The 14,310-nt window shown below is 62.8% G+C and carries 18 protein-coding genes; 7 read left to right on the plus strand and 11 right to left on the minus strand.

Annotated features, from left to right (window positions below; all coding sequences use genetic code 11):
- Positions 1 to 43: 43 nt before the first annotated feature.
- The 7 genes from DMX12_RS01930 to mcpP all read right to left on the minus strand — a co-directional run bounded on the left by DMX12_RS01930 (position 44) and on the right by mcpP (position 6,446).
- Entirely contained in the window at positions 44 to 724 is a 681-nt protein-coding gene (locus DMX12_RS01930; protein ID WP_009685453.1) for a C39 family peptidase, read from the minus strand.
- A gap of 61 nt (positions 725 to 785) precedes the next feature.
- Entirely contained in the window at positions 786 to 2,234 is a 1,449-nt protein-coding gene (locus DMX12_RS01935; protein WP_029884822.1) for a hypothetical protein, read from the minus strand.
- A 50-nt stretch (positions 2,235 to 2,284) separates the two neighbouring features.
- Positions 2,285 to 2,863: an adhesin gene (locus DMX12_RS01940; RefSeq protein ID WP_110675939.1), complete on the minus strand. Its 579-nt coding sequence runs from the start codon at positions 2,861 to 2,863 to the stop codon at positions 2,285 to 2,287.
- Position 2,864: 1 nt separating this feature from the next.
- Positions 2,865 to 3,266 (minus strand): hypothetical protein, encoded by a 402-nt coding sequence (locus DMX12_RS01945; RefSeq protein WP_104148483.1) that lies wholly within the window; start codon positions 3,264 to 3,266, stop codon positions 2,865 to 2,867.
- A 338-nt stretch (positions 3,267 to 3,604) separates the two neighbouring features.
- Complete coding sequence (locus tag DMX12_RS01950; RefSeq protein ID WP_110675941.1) at positions 3,605 to 4,162, minus strand: AAA family ATPase; 558 nt, start codon at positions 4,160 to 4,162, stop codon at positions 3,605 to 3,607.
- Complete coding sequence (gene pnuC / locus DMX12_RS01955; RefSeq protein WP_110675943.1) at positions 4,159 to 4,725, minus strand: nicotinamide riboside transporter PnuC; 567 nt, start codon at positions 4,723 to 4,725, stop codon at positions 4,159 to 4,161. The genes DMX12_RS01950 and pnuC overlap by 4 nt, the downstream gene beginning before the upstream one ends.
- 86 nt (positions 4,726 to 4,811) lie before the next feature.
- A complete protein-coding gene (mcpP, locus tag DMX12_RS01960) occupies positions 4,812 to 6,446 on the minus strand; it encodes a methyl-accepting chemotaxis protein McpP (protein WP_110675945.1) in 1,635 nt (544 codons plus the stop codon).
- Between the two features lie 298 nt (positions 6,447 to 6,744).
- Between mcpP and DMX12_RS01965 the strand changes: the two genes are divergently transcribed.
- Positions 6,745 to 7,575 carry an undecaprenyl-diphosphate phosphatase gene (locus DMX12_RS01965; protein ID WP_110676005.1) on the plus strand — a complete coding sequence of 277 codons (831 nt, stop codon included), beginning with the start codon at positions 6,745 to 6,747 and terminating at the stop codon, positions 7,573 to 7,575.
- A complete protein-coding gene (locus DMX12_RS01970; RefSeq protein WP_110675946.1) occupies positions 7,568 to 7,981 on the plus strand; it encodes a DUF1294 domain-containing protein in 414 nt (137 codons plus the stop codon). The genes DMX12_RS01965 and DMX12_RS01970 overlap by 8 nt, the downstream gene beginning before the upstream one ends.
- 32 nt (positions 7,982 to 8,013) lie before the next feature.
- Here DMX12_RS01970 and DMX12_RS01975 read toward each other — a convergent pair whose 3' ends face one another.
- A complete protein-coding gene (locus DMX12_RS01975; RefSeq protein ID WP_009685444.1) occupies positions 8,014 to 8,358 on the minus strand; it encodes an MmcQ/YjbR family DNA-binding protein in 345 nt (114 codons plus the stop codon).
- Positions 8,359 to 8,366: 8 nt separating this feature from the next.
- Positions 8,367 to 9,269 (minus strand): LysR substrate-binding domain-containing protein, encoded by a 903-nt coding sequence (locus tag DMX12_RS01980; protein ID WP_110675948.1) that lies wholly within the window; start codon positions 9,267 to 9,269, stop codon positions 8,367 to 8,369.
- Positions 9,270 to 9,402: 133 nt separating this feature from the next.
- On the opposite strand from DMX12_RS01980, the gene DMX12_RS01990 reads away from it, so the two are divergent.
- The 5 genes from DMX12_RS01990 to DMX12_RS02010 all read left to right on the plus strand — a co-directional run bounded on the left by DMX12_RS01990 (position 9,403) and on the right by DMX12_RS02010 (position 12,371).
- Positions 9,403 to 10,014, plus strand: coding sequence for an FMN-dependent NADH-azoreductase (locus DMX12_RS01990; protein ID WP_110675950.1), 612 nt, complete (start codon positions 9,403 to 9,405; stop codon positions 10,012 to 10,014).
- Positions 10,015 to 10,266: 252 nt separating this feature from the next.
- Entirely contained in the window at positions 10,267 to 11,151 is an 885-nt protein-coding gene (locus DMX12_RS01995; protein WP_110675952.1) for an EamA family transporter, read from the plus strand.
- A 131-nt stretch (positions 11,152 to 11,282) separates the two neighbouring features.
- Complete coding sequence (locus DMX12_RS02000) at positions 11,283 to 11,603, plus strand: YbjQ family protein (protein WP_009685439.1); 321 nt, start codon at positions 11,283 to 11,285, stop codon at positions 11,601 to 11,603.
- A 138-nt stretch (positions 11,604 to 11,741) separates the two neighbouring features.
- Positions 11,742 to 11,930, plus strand: coding sequence for a hypothetical protein (locus DMX12_RS02005; RefSeq protein ID WP_003253897.1), 189 nt, complete (start codon positions 11,742 to 11,744; stop codon positions 11,928 to 11,930).
- Between the two features lie 129 nt (positions 11,931 to 12,059).
- On the plus strand, positions 12,060 to 12,371 hold the full coding sequence (locus DMX12_RS02010; RefSeq protein WP_054904382.1) for a hypothetical protein: 312 nt from the start codon (positions 12,060 to 12,062) through the stop codon (positions 12,369 to 12,371).
- A 45-nt stretch (positions 12,372 to 12,416) separates the two neighbouring features.
- Here the strand turns inward: DMX12_RS02010 and DMX12_RS02015 are convergent, their stop codons facing one another.
- Together DMX12_RS02015 and ampC are read right to left on the minus strand one after the other, a co-directional pair.
- Positions 12,417 to 12,749: a hypothetical protein gene (locus DMX12_RS02015; RefSeq protein WP_029884829.1), complete on the minus strand. Its 333-nt coding sequence runs from the start codon at positions 12,747 to 12,749 to the stop codon at positions 12,417 to 12,419.
- Positions 12,750 to 13,049: 300 nt separating this feature from the next.
- Positions 13,050 to 14,192 carry a class C beta-lactamase gene (ampC, locus tag DMX12_RS02020; protein WP_110675954.1) on the minus strand — a complete coding sequence of 381 codons (1,143 nt, stop codon included), beginning with the start codon at positions 14,190 to 14,192 and terminating at the stop codon, positions 13,050 to 13,052.
- Positions 14,193 to 14,310 lie beyond the last annotated feature (118 nt).

The raw sequence follows: 14,310 nt of genomic DNA on the forward strand, positions 1-14,310 counted from the left end.
CGGGCTCCCGGGAGCGTCATGCTCCTTATCATTGGACGTATCGTTAGAAGAAGTCGCTTTTGATGAAGCCAAAGTCCAGCAGCTCTGCGTCCTGCACCGGGGTGAAGTTGTTCACTCGACCCTTGGCGGTCAGCGGCAGAGGCGGGTCGAGCAAGACATTGTTCTTGTCATAACCCTGGCCGATCACGGCGAAGATGATGCCGTTCCAGCCCTTGAGGAAGTCGTCTACCTTGTAGCGCCTGTGGCCCAGCACTGGGTCACCGACATACACCCAGCCCTTGTCGACTTTCTGCATGACCACGAAGTGCTTGTAGCCACGCACATCCATCAACACCACCACCGGAATGCGCACGCTGTGCAGGGTATCGGGCGCTACACGGTAGCCGCGGGCACGCATGCCCAGGCTTTCCACGTAGCGCTTCATGTCGAGCATCGAAAAGCCCTGGGTGCGCACCAGGTCCTGGTCGGCGTGGGCCAGCATGCCTTCGATGATCTGGTGTTCGTCCACATCCAGCCAGTAGGCCTGGCGCAGGATGGTCGCCAAGGCAGCAGCACCGCAGCTGAAGTCGGTTTTCTGTTGCACCAGGTCGGCGAACTTGCGCTCGCGCACGCTTTGCAGGGGTTTGAACACCACGGCGCCGCCCGGCAATACCGCCAGCGGCATTTGTGCAGCTTCGCTCACGCTGGCCAGGCACAGCAAAAACGCCAAGGCGATAATGCGCATGATCGGATGCCTTCTTGTTCTGTTGAAGAAAGGCCCCCCGAAGGGGGCCTTGGTTGCAGCGTTAGAACGAGGTGTTGGAGATGGCCAGCGAGTTGCTCTGCTGGTTGCCTACACCGGCGGCCACGTTCACGCCCAGGTTGCCGCTGCCACCGTTGACCGAACCGCTAAGGGTTGCAGTGTTGGTAACAGGGTTGGCCCAGCCGGTCGGGGTCAGCACTTGGAAGGACACGGTATTGCTCAAGTCGTAAGCACTGCTTTCGCTGTAGCTCTTGGCGACGTCGTTGGAGGACTGATGCGATTGCTCGCCAGACTTGGAGAAGTCAGAGGCGGAAGCATTTTCGTACGAGGACTCATGAGACTTGGTGTACGAAGAATCGCGCGACTTGTCGTAGGAGGACTGGTGCGACTTGTCGTAGTTCGAGTCGAATGCCTTCTCGAAGGACGAGTCATAGGCACTTTCGTGCGACTTGTCGATCGAGGCGTTCAGCGAGGCGTTCAGCGAACCATCGAAGCTGCTGGTGCGCGAGCGTTCGCGGCGGCCGTCGTCGGTGGTGACCGTGCGGGTCGCGTCGGCTGCTGCAGCCAGGCTGGCGTTCAGGCTGGCACTGCTGGACGAGCTGTTGGAACCGCTGGCCGAACCGTTCATGCCCCAGCTGTTGGAACCGCTGGCGCTGGCACTGTTGGAGCCACTGGCGTTGGCGCTGCTCGAACCACTGGAGTTCCAGCCGCTGGAGCCGCTGTTGCTGGCGCTTTGCGAGCCGGCCACGCTGAAGCTCGACGACGCGCTGCGGTCGTCGCTCGAGTTGAAGGTGCCATCACGCGAGCTCGAGCCGCTGGCCGAAGTGGTGAAGGTCAGCGTGTCTACCCGGTAGGTGCGGTCGGCGCTGTTGTTCACCGTCAGGCCTGGGCCGGACTGGTTGGCGGAGGCGGTCGCCGTGGCGTTGCCCAATGGGGCGCCGGTGTTGGCGATGGCCATGGTGTTTTTCTGCTGGTTGAGGTCGCCACCGGCCACGTTGATGCCGATGTTGCCTTCAGCCCCGCTGGCCGAGCCGCTCATCAGCGCCGACGATTGCGTCGAGTAGTTGTCTACCCGGTTGCTGCGGCTGGTTTGCACCACGTCGGCCGTGGCGTTGGCCATGCCGAACACGAAGCTGTTGTCCAGGCTCGATTCGGAGCCGGCGTTGGCGATGGCTGCAGCGTTGTCCTGCTGGTTGCCGTTACCGGCCGCGACGTTGATGCCGACGTTGCCGCTGGAGCCGGTGCCCGAGTCGCTCATCTCGGCTTCGTTGATGGTGCCTTGGTTGGTGATGCGGTTGTTGGTACTGGTTTGAGTGTCCCAGGCATTGGCGGTTGCATACACCGGGATCTTGGTGGCAGGAGGCGTGTGCTGGCCATTATTGTTGCCATTATGGTAGTCACCGCGCCGGTCGTTTTGCCCAGCTTGTACAGCAACAGCCATGACCGCAGCAATTGCGAAAACCAGAGGCTTGATTGCCATCGAGGGTTTCATGGTGATTCTCCGTACTCTAGTAGGTTAAGTGTCGTTCTTAACTGAAAGGGTCAGTCCGCGACCCGGATGCTCAAGGTGTTGGCCATGCGGTTTCCCACCCCGGCACTCTGGTTCAACTGGATCACCCCACGGCTACCGGTGAAGGCCTGGTCACTGGTGGTGACCTGGCGATAGCCGGCTGGGATATCCGTTGCTCCGGAGTTGTTGAGCAGCGTCACGTTCTGTTGCATGAGGACGCTGTCGTCGATGCTTTGCGGTTGTGCGCCAATGCTGATGCGCATGGCATTGGCTTGCTGGGTGTTGGCGCCTGCGCTCTGATTCACCCCCAGGGCGCCGCTGCCATTACTGAAAGCGTTGCCCTGAATGGTCGCGCGGGCGTCCATCCTCGGGTCGGCGGGGGTGTTGAGCTGTTGGCGGATCTGGGTACTGGCGTTGGCCTCGGGGCCAACGGCGATGGCGCGGGCATTGGCCTGCTGCTGCTGGTCCCCGGCGGCCTGATTGACGCTGAGGTTGCCTTGGTAGCGGCTGCCGGAACTGTCGATGTCAGCGTTGTTGATGACCGGAACGGGGGACTGGGCAAAGGCGGGCGCACTGCACACCGCAGCCAGCATCAGCAGCATGTACTTCATCTCACTTGCCCCCGCCGGTCAGGATTTGCAGCGGCGCCAGGCCACGTTGCACGCTGGAGTTGACCATGTTGGCGATGCCGTTACCGGAACCACCGGTACCGCGGCCGCCGGCCAGGTTGGGCAACTGGTTCTGGTTGCCGAGGTTGCCGCCCAGGTTGTTGGTCTGCTGGGTGATCATGTTGCTGATGCCAGCGCCGCTGCTGATGGCGGCGAAGTCGCCGTCGCTCAGCTCGTTGGTCTGCTTGAGCACATAGGCAGAGGGGTTGGCGTTGACCGTGGTCGGATTGGGATCGGGCCGCAGGGGGGGCACGGTTGCGTTGCGCACCTGCACGTCGCGGGTGATGGTGATAATCCCCTTGTCGGCCTGCGCCGTCAGGCTCAGTGACCCCAGTACGCAGCCCATCAGCAAGGCGTGATAAAGGTGGTTGGCTGTTTTCCTCACGACGGCACTTCCTTCTTTGAGCGCTGGGCCTGATCAGCGATGCGAAGGACAGAGCAGAAGGTGTGCCGCTTTTTGAATTGGTATGAAAATCAGGCGCTTGGCGATGACAGCTAAGACGCAGGTGGGGTGTGGTGTGTCAGCCGTGAAACAGTTGCACACCGGCATGGCCGGGCGGGCCTGCTGTGGCGTCGCCGGAAGGGGGATTTCGCAGCGGTGTTTCACCCGCTTGACACTCACCCTGCTAGTGGGAGCAGCCGCCTGGTTTCGGGGGTTGTACCGCAGGGGGCTGTGTCAGTGGCTTAACACTCGGCAGGGCAGGCTGGCTTATCGCTATCAAGGAGCCTAGCCACCGCTTCCAGGGCCAACAACTGACGCTGTGGCCAACTCCCTTCAATTATCTGGTGGGGCTGGCCATGCTGCTGCAACCAGGCCCGGCTGTCTTCGAAAAAGCGTTGCCGATCGCGCACGTCCGGCTGGCTGCGCTGGCCGTCGGCGACCCATTCCACGCCCTGTGGGCTTAGCAAAAGATGCAGGTCGTAATGCCGGGCGAGCAGGGCCTGTTCCAGCCAGGCCGGGCAGTCGCCGAACAGGGCATGGCTCCAGAGCATGTTGCTGAGCAGGTGGGTGTCGAGGATCAGCAAGGGGGGCGCCTGCTCGCGGGCCTGGTCTTCCCATGCCAGCTGGCCACGGGCAATGCTGGGGATATCGGCGTAGCAGGTATCGCGGCGCTCCTGCTCGATGAAGTGACGCACGTATTCGGCCACCACCAAACCGCCAAAATGCGCCTGGATCACCCCGCTGAGCCAGCTTTTGCCGCTGGACTCGGGGCCGCACAGCACCAGTACTTTCGTGCTCATGGCTGCACCAATGCCGGGTCTCGCCGCCATTCCAGCCAGCCGCGTACGGCTATGAGGGTCAAAACGGCGAACAAGCCTGCTGTGAAATACAGCTGCTGGTGCAGGTACAGGCCGACATAGAGGGTGTCGACCACCACCCAGAGGGCCCAGCATTGCAGGCGCTTTTGCGCCATCCACAGTTGTGCCACCAGGCTGAAGCCGGTCAGGGTCGCGTCCAGCCACGGCATGGCGGCGTCGGTCCAGTGGGCCATGGCCGCGCCCAGGGCGGCACTCAGCAGCACCCCGACGGCCAGGCCGGCAAATAGCGCCGGGCCTTGCAAGCGCGAGACCTGGCGGGCGTCTTCAGCGCGGTCGGGGCGTTGCCATTGCCACCAGCCGTACAGTTGCAGGAGGGCGTAGGCCAGTTGCAGCAACATGCCCGAATACAGCTTCACCCCATAGAACAGCCAGCCATAGATCAGCACCATGACCAGGCCGATCGGCCAGCACCAGGCGTTCTGCTTGACCGTGAGCCAGACAGCGATGACGCCGAGGACGGCGGCGATGAGTTCAAGGCCGGACATCGGCGATCCTTGGAGGCTGCGGGGAAGGGGCGCGATTGTAGCTGTTCGGCGGGCGAAGGTGTAGCCGCGCCCGCCGGCAGCCCGTACTACACGCGGAACTGGCGCAGTAAATGCTCCAGTTCTTCGCTCAACTGGCCCAAGGCCACCCCCGCATCGCTGGACTGGCGCGCCGCATCGGCGGTTTGCTGGGACAGCCCGGCAGTGTCCAGTACGTTGCGGTTGATCTCTTCGACCACATGCGCCTGCTGCAGGGTGGCACTGGCAATGGACGCATTCAAGGCGGTGAGGTTGTTCAGCGCCTGGTTGATGGCGTCCAGGCTGGCGCCGGCCTCGCGGGCCTGTTCGACGGTCTGGCGCGAGGCCTCGCTGCTGGTGTCGATTGCCCGCACAGCGGCGTCCGACTGGCTTTGCAGGTGCTCGATCATGGTATGGATCTCGGCCGTGGACTGCGCGGTGCGCTGTGCCAGCAGGCGCACCTCGTCGGCGACCACGGCAAAGCCGCGGCCTTGCTCCCCGGCCCGGGCCGCCTCGATGGCGGCGTTCAGCGCCAGCAGGTTGGTTTGCTCGGCAATCGAACGGATCACGTCGAGCACGCCGCCGATGCGCGTGCTGTGCCCGGCCAGGTCGCGGATCACTTGCACAGCCTGGTCGATGGTCAGGGACAGCCGGTCGATCTGCGCCAGGCTGCCGTGGATGGCTTGCTGGCCCTGTGTGACCTGCAGTTGGGCGCTGTGCATTTCCCCGGCAGCCTGTTCGGCCGTCTTGGCCACGTCCTGCACGGCGTAGGTCACTTCGTTCACGGCGGTAGCCACCTGGTCCATCTGCAGCGACTGCTGGGCACTGCGCTGCTCGGCGGCCCCGGCATTGTCACCCACGTGCCCGGCCGACTGGGCCAGCGCATGGGCGGCCCCTTGCAATTGGCCGACCACGCCCTGCAGCTTGCCATTGAAGCGGTTGAAGTGTTCACCAAGGCGGGTGATTTCGTCGCGACCATGGGTGTCCAGGCGCCGGGTCAGGTCACTTTCACCACTGGCGATGTTGCCCATGGCCTGCACCGCTTCCTGAAGGGGGCGGGCAATGCTGCGGGCGATCAGCATCACCACCAGCGCCATCAGCAAGGCAATGCCCAGGCCTACCAGCGAGGCATCGCGCAACTGGCGGGCGAATTCGGCCTGCACGTCATCGACGTACACGCCCGACCCGATGATCCAGCCCCATGGCTTGAACAGCTGTATGTAGGAGGTCTTGGCCACCGGCTCGCTCGCCCCGGGCTTGGGCCAGCGGTAGTTGACCGGGCCCGCGTCGTGCTGGCGCGCCAGGGCGACCATCTCATTGAACACGGCAAAGCCGTCGGGGTCGCGGATGGCTGACAGGTCCTGGCCGTCGAGCTTGGGGTTGGTCGGATGCATGATCATCTTCGGCCCCAAGTCGTTGATCCAGAAATAATCGTCGTGGTCGTAGCGCAGCCCCCGGACAACTTGCAGCGCTTGCTGCTGGGCGGCTTCACGGCTGAGCGTGCCGGCTGCTTCCAGCCCTTGGTAATAGGCCAGTACCCCTGCAGCGGTTTCCACCACATGGCGGGTCTTTTCGGCCTTGGCCTGGTACAGGTCGCCGTGGATCTGGCGCAGCATCAGCAGCCCCAGCACCACCAGCATGGCCACCGCCACCACCAGGATCAGCCACAGGCGTTGGCTGATCGACATTGATCTCAAAGTGTTCATCCAGCCGCTCCCCCATTGTTCTTTTTATTCAGCTGCATCCAAGCACGGTTTGCAGCCACGCCCCACTCGACTAATGGCTAAGTGCTATCTTTGTCACAGTCTGCAGAAGGTTGCGTAACGGATTTGCAAAGGTGCTCTGACAGGATTTCGGCCGCGCAAGATGAAACCTTTAGCCGCCGTGAACTTTTCCACTGGCGCTGGTCCCAACAGTCGCTGTAAAAAGCCGGTCCGCGTGCGGCAATCGTCAATAGATCAAGAACAAGGAGCCTGCTGCGAGCAGCGCTCCACCGGGGGAATGATGGATTTTTGGACTGCCTTCCAGGCAATCATCTTGGGCGTAGTAGAGGGGCTGACGGAGTTCCTGCCGATTTCCAGTACCGGCCACCAGATCATCGTCGCCGACGTGATCGGTTTTGGCGGTGAACGGGCCATGGCTTTCAACATCATCATCCAGCTGGCTGCGATCCTGGCCGTGATGTGGGAGTTTCGCAGCAGGATCTGCGAAGTGGTTTTCGGCTTGCGCAGCCAACCCAAGGCACGGCGCTTTACCGGTAACCTGTTTTTGGCATTCCTGCCTGCGGTTGTACTGGGCGTACTGTTCGCCGACCTGATCCACGAGTACCTGTTCAACCCGGTCACCGTGGCGGCAGCGCTGGTGGTGGGTGGGGTGATCATGTTGTGGGCCGAGCGGCGCACGCATCGGGTAGAAGTTGACCATGTCGACGACATGCGTTGGAGCCATGCGCTGAAAATAGGCTTCGTGCAGTGCCTGGCGATGATCCCCGGCACATCGCGTTCGGGCTCGACCATCATCGGCGGGCTGCTGTTCGGTCTGTCGCGCAAAGCGGCCACCGAGTTCTCGTTCTTTCTCGCCATGCCGACCATGGTCGGCGCGGCCGTGTATTCGGGCTACAAGTACCGCCACCTGTTCCAACCGGATGACTTGCCGGTGTTCGCCATCGGTTTCGTCACGTCGTTCATTTTCGCCATGATCGCCGTGCGTGCGCTGCTCAAGTTCATTGCCAACCACAGCTATGCCGCGTTTGCCTGGTATCGCATCGTGTTCGGCCTGTTCATCCTGGCTACCTGGCAGTTCGGCTGGGTCAACTGGACCTCGGTTCATGGCTGAGCTGCGGCGTGCCGCGCCGCTGGACGGGGTACGCAACCTGCGCCTGAAACTGCTGGTGCTGGCCGTGTTGTGCGTGCTGCCAGGGCTGGGCGCGGCTCGCATGGCCTGGCTCGACCAGGCCTGGTGGCCATTGGCGCTGTACCCGGCGATGAGCCTGGTCAGCGTCATGCTGTACTGGCAGGACAAACACCAGGCACGTCAGCAGGCCTGGCGCACGCCCGAGAAAGTGCTGCATGCCAGCGAGCTGCTGGGTGGCTGGCCGGGTGCGTTGCTGGCGCAGCAGCTGTTCCGGCATAAGACGCGCAAGTTTTCGTACCAACTGCTGTTCTGGGCGATTGTGCTGTTGCACCAGGTGTTCTGGGCCGACTGGCTGTTTTTCGGTGGGCGCTTTCTGCCTTTAGGGTGAAGTGCGGTACCGAAGCGGGGGGGCAGGCGGTATTACAGCAGCAAACCCACCTGTAACCGCTTCGGTAACCGTCGCACCACCAGCTGGTGCGAACGCTGTAGCAAGTCACGCAATTCGTCCCGGCCCATGGGGTAGGGCGGCGCCATGCTGATCCAGCGTGCCCGTGCCAGGTAAGGCGCAGGTCGCACTCCAGGGCGGTCGCAATAGCCGAGAAACAAATCGTCGGCCACCTTGAACGACAGCCCTGCGCCGGCCAGGTCGAGTACCGCGAACATCTTGTTGCCGGCCACCGAGAACACCCGGATACCGCCCCACTTGTAGTCTTCCTGGGCACCCGGCAGCTCCAGGCAGAATGCCGCTACTTCGGCTTCGCTCATGTTCGCGTTCATACGTATCGCTCCCCACACGCCTCGAACGAAGCTGCCAGGTGGTCGATCCATACCCGTACAGCCGGCAACAGGCCGCGCCGGTGCGGGTACACCGCCTGCAGGTAGCCACCTGGCAGCGACCACTCAGGCAGCAGGCGTACCAGCTCGCCGCGTTCCAGCTCCGCCTCGCAAAACATGCTGGGTAATGCAGTAAAGCCCAGGCCAGCCCGTACAGCGGCATTACGTACTACGAAATCGTCGATCGCCAGGCGCGGCTCCAGGGCCAGCTCCTGTTGCTTGCCGTTGGGGCCCAGCAGGCGAAAGTGCACCAGCCGGTCTGCCTCGGCGGCGCCCAGTACCGGCAACGTCGCCAGTTCGGCAGGGTCGCGGATGTGGTCGGCGAAGCCTGGGGCGGCAACCAGCTGCATTTGCGCCTGGCGCAGGCGGCGGGTGACCAAGGCCGGGTCTTCATCGCCCAGGTCGCGCACGCGCAGGGCAACGTCGATACCTTCGGAAATCAGGTCCACCCGGCGGTTGAGCAGTACCATGTCCAACTGCACCAGCGGGTACTGCTCGAGAAAGCGGCTGATCACCTGCGGCAGAAACGCGTGGGCCAGCGCCACGGGGCAGGACACACGCAAGCGCCCGCGCGGTTCGCTGCTCATGCTGGCCACCGTTTCATCGGCGGCTTCGGCCTCCAGCAGCATGGCTTGGCAGTGATGCAGGTAGCGCTCGCCCACTGCGGTGAGTTTCAACTGCCGGGTAGTGCGCTGCAGCAGGCGGGTGCCCAGGCGCTCTTCGAGCTCGGCGATGCGCCGGGACAAGCGTGACTTGGGAATGCCCAGCTGGCGCCCCGCTGCAGCAAAACCGCCGGCTTCCACTACGCGGGCGAAATAGAAAAGGTCATTGAGGTCTTGCATGAACAGGTCTCATTGTTCCACTCATGAGACAAACTAACGCATTTTCTGCGGCTTATCAGTCATTAATCACTCCGGTAGGATTCTGCCCATCGTGATCGCCAAGAGATGCGGTCTTCATTCACAGGAGAGTCCCATGAAACTGTTGCACATCGATTCGAGCATCCTGGGTGACAATTCCGCATCCCGCCAGTTGAGCCGCGAGGTGGTCGAAGCCTGGAAAGCCGCAGACCCGAGCGTTGAAGTGGTGTACCGCGACCTGGCTGCCGATGCCATTGCACACTTCTCTGCTGCCACGCTGGTAGCCGCTGGCACCCCGCAAGACGTACGCGACGCCGCCCAGGCATTCGAGGCCAAGCTCAGCGCCGAGACCTTGGAAGAATTCCTGGCCGCCGACGCCGTGGTGATAGGCGCGCCGATGTACAACTTCAGCGTGCCGACCCAGCTCAAGGCCTGGATCGACCGCGTGGCCGTGGCCGGCAAGACCTTCCGCTACACCGAGGCGGGCCCCGAGGGGCTTTGCGGTAACAAGAAGGTAGTGCTGGTTTCCACCGCGGGTGGCCTGCACGCTGGCCAGCCAACGGGTGCTGGGCATGAAGACTTCCTCAAGGTGTTCCTGGGCTTCATTGGTGTCACCGACCTGGAAATCGTGCGCGCTCACGGCTTGGCCTACGGCCCGGAGCAGCGTACGCAGGCGCTTGACGCCGCACAGGCGCAGATCGCCAATGAGCTGTTTGCAGCGGCCTGATGCACAGCGATAAGGCTTGCAAGGCTCAGGTGCCGGCAAGTCCGCGCTGCTGATCGTGCCCTGCTCAAGGGCACTGGAAACCCGCGAATACGCAGTGTTCGCGGGTTTTCTGCGTTATGCATCAACGTTACAGGTTGACGCAACAGTCGGACTGTTGCGCCAGCCTAGGCCACAACTGTGCTGGTCCTCTTCAGAGTTATAGCCTTATGCTGTAACGAAATATGTCTAGAACGCCTGAAGAAGGAAGCTGCCGTGCCGCTCAAGGACCTGCTCATCGCCCTGGTGGTGATTGTTGCCTGGGGAGTCAACTTTGTAGTCATCAAGGTTGGCCTCGACGGCTTGCCGCCGATGCTGTTGGGGGCACTGCGCTTTTTGCTGGTGGCGTTTCCCGCGGTGTTGCTGGTCAGGCGCCCCAAATTGCCCTGGCGCTGGCTCATCGCCTACGGCGCAACTATTTCTCTGGGCCAGTTCGCCTTTCTCTTCCAGGCCATGTACAGCGGCATGCCACCAGGGCTGGCTTCGCTGATTCTGCAATCGCAGGCATTCTTCACGCTCGGCTTCGCGGCGTTGTTCCTCGGTGAACGGCTGCGCCTGGCCAGTGTGCTGGGGCTACTGGTGGCGGCCAGTGGCCTGGCCCTGATCGGCAGCGAAGACGGTGGCCACGTGCCGATGGTGGCGCTGCTGCTGACATTGTGTGGCGGGGCCATGTGGGGGCTGGGCAACATCATTACCCGGCGCTTTGGCTCGGTTGACCTGGTGGCGCTGGTGATCTGGGGTGGGTTGATCCCGCCGTTGCCGTTCCTGGCGTTGTCCTGGTGGCTGGAAGGCCCAGAGCGTATTGGCCATGCGCTTGCCAACATCAGCCTCAGCTCGGTGCTGGCGCTGGCATACCTGGCTTTTGTCGCCACCATGATCGGCTACAGCCTGTGGAGCAAGCTGTTGTCGCGCCACCCGGCCGGTAAGGTCGCGCCTTTTTCGCTGCTGGTGCCGGTGATCGGCTTGAGTTCGTCGGCATTGCTGCTGGGCGAACGGCTGACCGCAGTTCAGGGCTGGGGCGCCGTGTTGGTGATGGCCGGGCTGCTGGTGAACGTATTCGGCGCGCGGATCGGCCAGCGCTTGCGTGCGGCCAGCGCCTGACAGGAGGGTAGTGGGGGGCGTGGTGACGGCTGAAGCGTTGACCGGGTGGTAAGGCCCCATTGCCGGTTGCTCAGGTGCGGCTCTGTTAGACTCGGCCTCATTGTTCGAGACCAGGCCAACGGAGCGTTTGCATGATCATTTCCACTACCAGTCAACTTGAAGGCCGCCCGATTGCCGAATACCTCGGCGTGGTCAGCGCCGAATCGGTCCAGGGCATCAATTTCGTCCGCGATTTCTTTACCCGTGTTCGCGACGTGCTGGGTGGTCGCTCGCAGACCCTGGAAAGCGCACTGCGCGAGGCCCGCGAGCAGGCCACCGAAGAGCTGAAGGCGCGCGCCCAGCAGTTGCGAGCCGACGCGGTAGTCGGTGTGGATTACGAGATCAGCATGCCTTCGGTACAAGGCGGCATGGTCGTCGTGTTTGTCACCGGCACCGCAGTACGTCTGCGCTGAAGGCCGGTTTGCCACTGGTCGGCTGCCTGGGGTTTGCCCGACTGGTCTGTAAATGACCGGCTAGTCTCACATTTACAGGCCGCGTCACTTGGCAACTTTTCTGGTTGCCGGCGCGTTGCCGCTGAAGGGAGACAGGGCATGAGCGAATCTTTTTTCGAAGACCTTAACGATGCGTTTCCGATCAACAGCCAGGTGCGTTGCGGCCAGGCGGCATTCCGGCTGGGGTTCGCCCACATGACCCTGGATGATTCCGAGCAGCTGCAGCCTGCCCATCTGCAGCGCAGCAAAAAGGGCCGCTTCATGCCGCGGGTGCCGCTGAAGAAGTAACCCCGCGCTGCCCGACGGCGGACTTTTTATGGCCATTCGTTGACCCGCCTCATGAAATGATTGGGTAACACTCGCCGGATCGCCAAGCCTGTGCTTTGCTGACGCCACATTCGAGCAACGGAGGACTGGATGCTCATGCGCGTCAGGGAAGAGACTTATTGGCACTGGGCGGACGCCCAACTACACAGCCGCAGCCACGACGAAGCGCTCAGCGATGGCACCACATTGGATGTGCAGGTGCGCTTGTCGCGCCTGGGCGCAACGCAATTGTTCCTGGGGTTGTATGCCGGGGATGGGCGGGCGCTGGTGGAGGAGTACTACCCCGCGCGGCCGGGCGAGACCATGACCCGTGCCATGGTTTGGGGTGTCGACCGCGCCAGGGCCATGGCGACAGGGGCATTGCCGTTGCCGCCCGCCCGCCGCCAGCGGCGCCAGGCATGAAAAAGCCCGGCCTGTTCAGGCCGGGCTTTGCTAACGGTGGCAACCTCAATTGAGCGGTTCGATCACCTTGACTGCCTGCTGCTCACGGGCAGCGGGCCATTCCTGTTGCAGGGTCTGCAGCACACGGCCAACGAACTCGGTGTCGGCGGCGGCCTTCTTGCCAACGTAGCCTTGGCCACGACGGTAGACCTTGAAGCGGGCACGCATGCTGGGCAGGTGCTCTTCAAATTCAGCTTCGACGGTATTCGGTGGCAGGCGATCGAGGCGCACTTCACCGGTTTGGCTGACCCACAGCAGGTGGTCGTCGAGGCTGTCTTTGCGGCCGGCGAACAGCTGGGCCAATTGGTCGATGGTCGGATTGTTGTTCAAGTTCATCATAAAGCCCCCATTACCCATTCGTAGGTGATTTTCACAGTTGGCGCTACCACGGTGTAGCGCACTACCAACGCTGCTACAGCAGCATCGCAACAGGGGCTTTCTCACGCTGCCTTTTGGACAGTTTCCCGCTCCACGAACGGCCCGCGTTACCGCGCAGACCGTCTGGAATACCCTTGCCACCGCCCCCGATCAGGGGGACGGCTTCATCATGCACAAGGGCGATGAACGGCGTCAACCATTTTGTAGTGAATATTTTTTTTCACTACATAGTGTCGATTTGTTCGACAATCCGCGGCCTTTCTACAGGCCGGAAAGGATCGCAAAGGCGGCACGGACCCGGGCCTCATTGGGGTAATTGCGGTTGGCCAGCAACACCACCGCCAGCTGTTCGGCGGGCACGAACGCAGCGTAGGCACCAAAGCCATTGGTGGAGCCGGTCTTGTTGTACCAGGCCGCAGGCAGCGCCGGCTGGGCTGGCTGCAAGCGCGTGACTGGCTGTGGTTCACGGATCAGCCTTGGGCTGTTGCCATCGACCAGCGTGTCCAGTGCGACCGGGTAGGGGTAGCGCTCCCAACCCAGGCCCTGGGTCATGGCGCCGACCTGAAAGTAGCCTTGGCGGGTAATGCTCAAGGCTTGCTGCAGCGCCGGTGGCAGGCCCTGCGGTTGCAGGTGCAGGCGCACGTAGCGCAGCAGGTCGCGGGCGCTGGTCTTGATCCCGTAGGCTTCGTCGGCATAGGGGCCGGGGCCGACGCGTACCGGCTTGTCGGCGGCATCGTAACCTTGTGCGTACAGGCCCTGGGTGCTGGCGGGCACCTGCAGATAGGTGGCGCGCAGGCCCATCGGTGCCAACAGCCCTTCGCGCATCAGTGTCGAAAACGATTGCTGTTGTGCGCGGGCGGCCAGGTCGCCGAACAGGCCCAGGCTAGGGTTGGAGTAGCAGCGCTGGGTGCCGGGTTTGGCGCGTGGTTGCCAGTGCCGGAAGAAATCGACGACCTGCTGCGGCGTCTGGACGTCATCCGGGAACTGCAGTGGTAGGCAGTCCGCGCTGTAGGCACCGAGGTCGCGAACGGACGCCTCGCCAATAGGGGCGCCTGCCAACGCCGGGTGGTAACGCTTGGCCGGCGCCGACAGGTCCAGCTTGCCCTGCGCGCTGGCCAGCGCGGCCAAGGTGGCGGTATAGGTCTTGCTCAACGAGCCGATTTCGAACAGCGTGTCGCGGCTTACCGGCACGTTGTCGGCCTTGCTGGCCACGCCGTAACTGAAATAGTGCGCATGGCCGTGGGCATAAATGGCCACGGCCATGCCGCTGATGCCTTGCTCCTGCATCAGCGGGCGGACGACCTGGTCGACCTTGGCCTGCAGCGGGTCGTGAGCCTGGGCGGTGGTATGGCCCAAGGCAAGCGTGATGGTGGTGGCAATCAAAGCCTTGCGCAAGCGCGGCATGAGCGGTTCCTTGTGTGCTTGGTGTCCGTTGAGCGATACCCCAGGGGGTTCCGGCGTTAGCGCTAAAAAGCCGGAAACCTTATCGTCTGCCCTTGCACAATGACAAGACGGGAGCCGT

Origin of the sequence: Pseudomonas sp. MB-090624 (assembly GCF_003205245.1) — a bacterium.
In the GTDB taxonomy this organism is placed as follows: domain Bacteria; phylum Pseudomonadota; class Gammaproteobacteria; order Pseudomonadales; family Pseudomonadaceae; genus Aquipseudomonas; species Aquipseudomonas juntendi.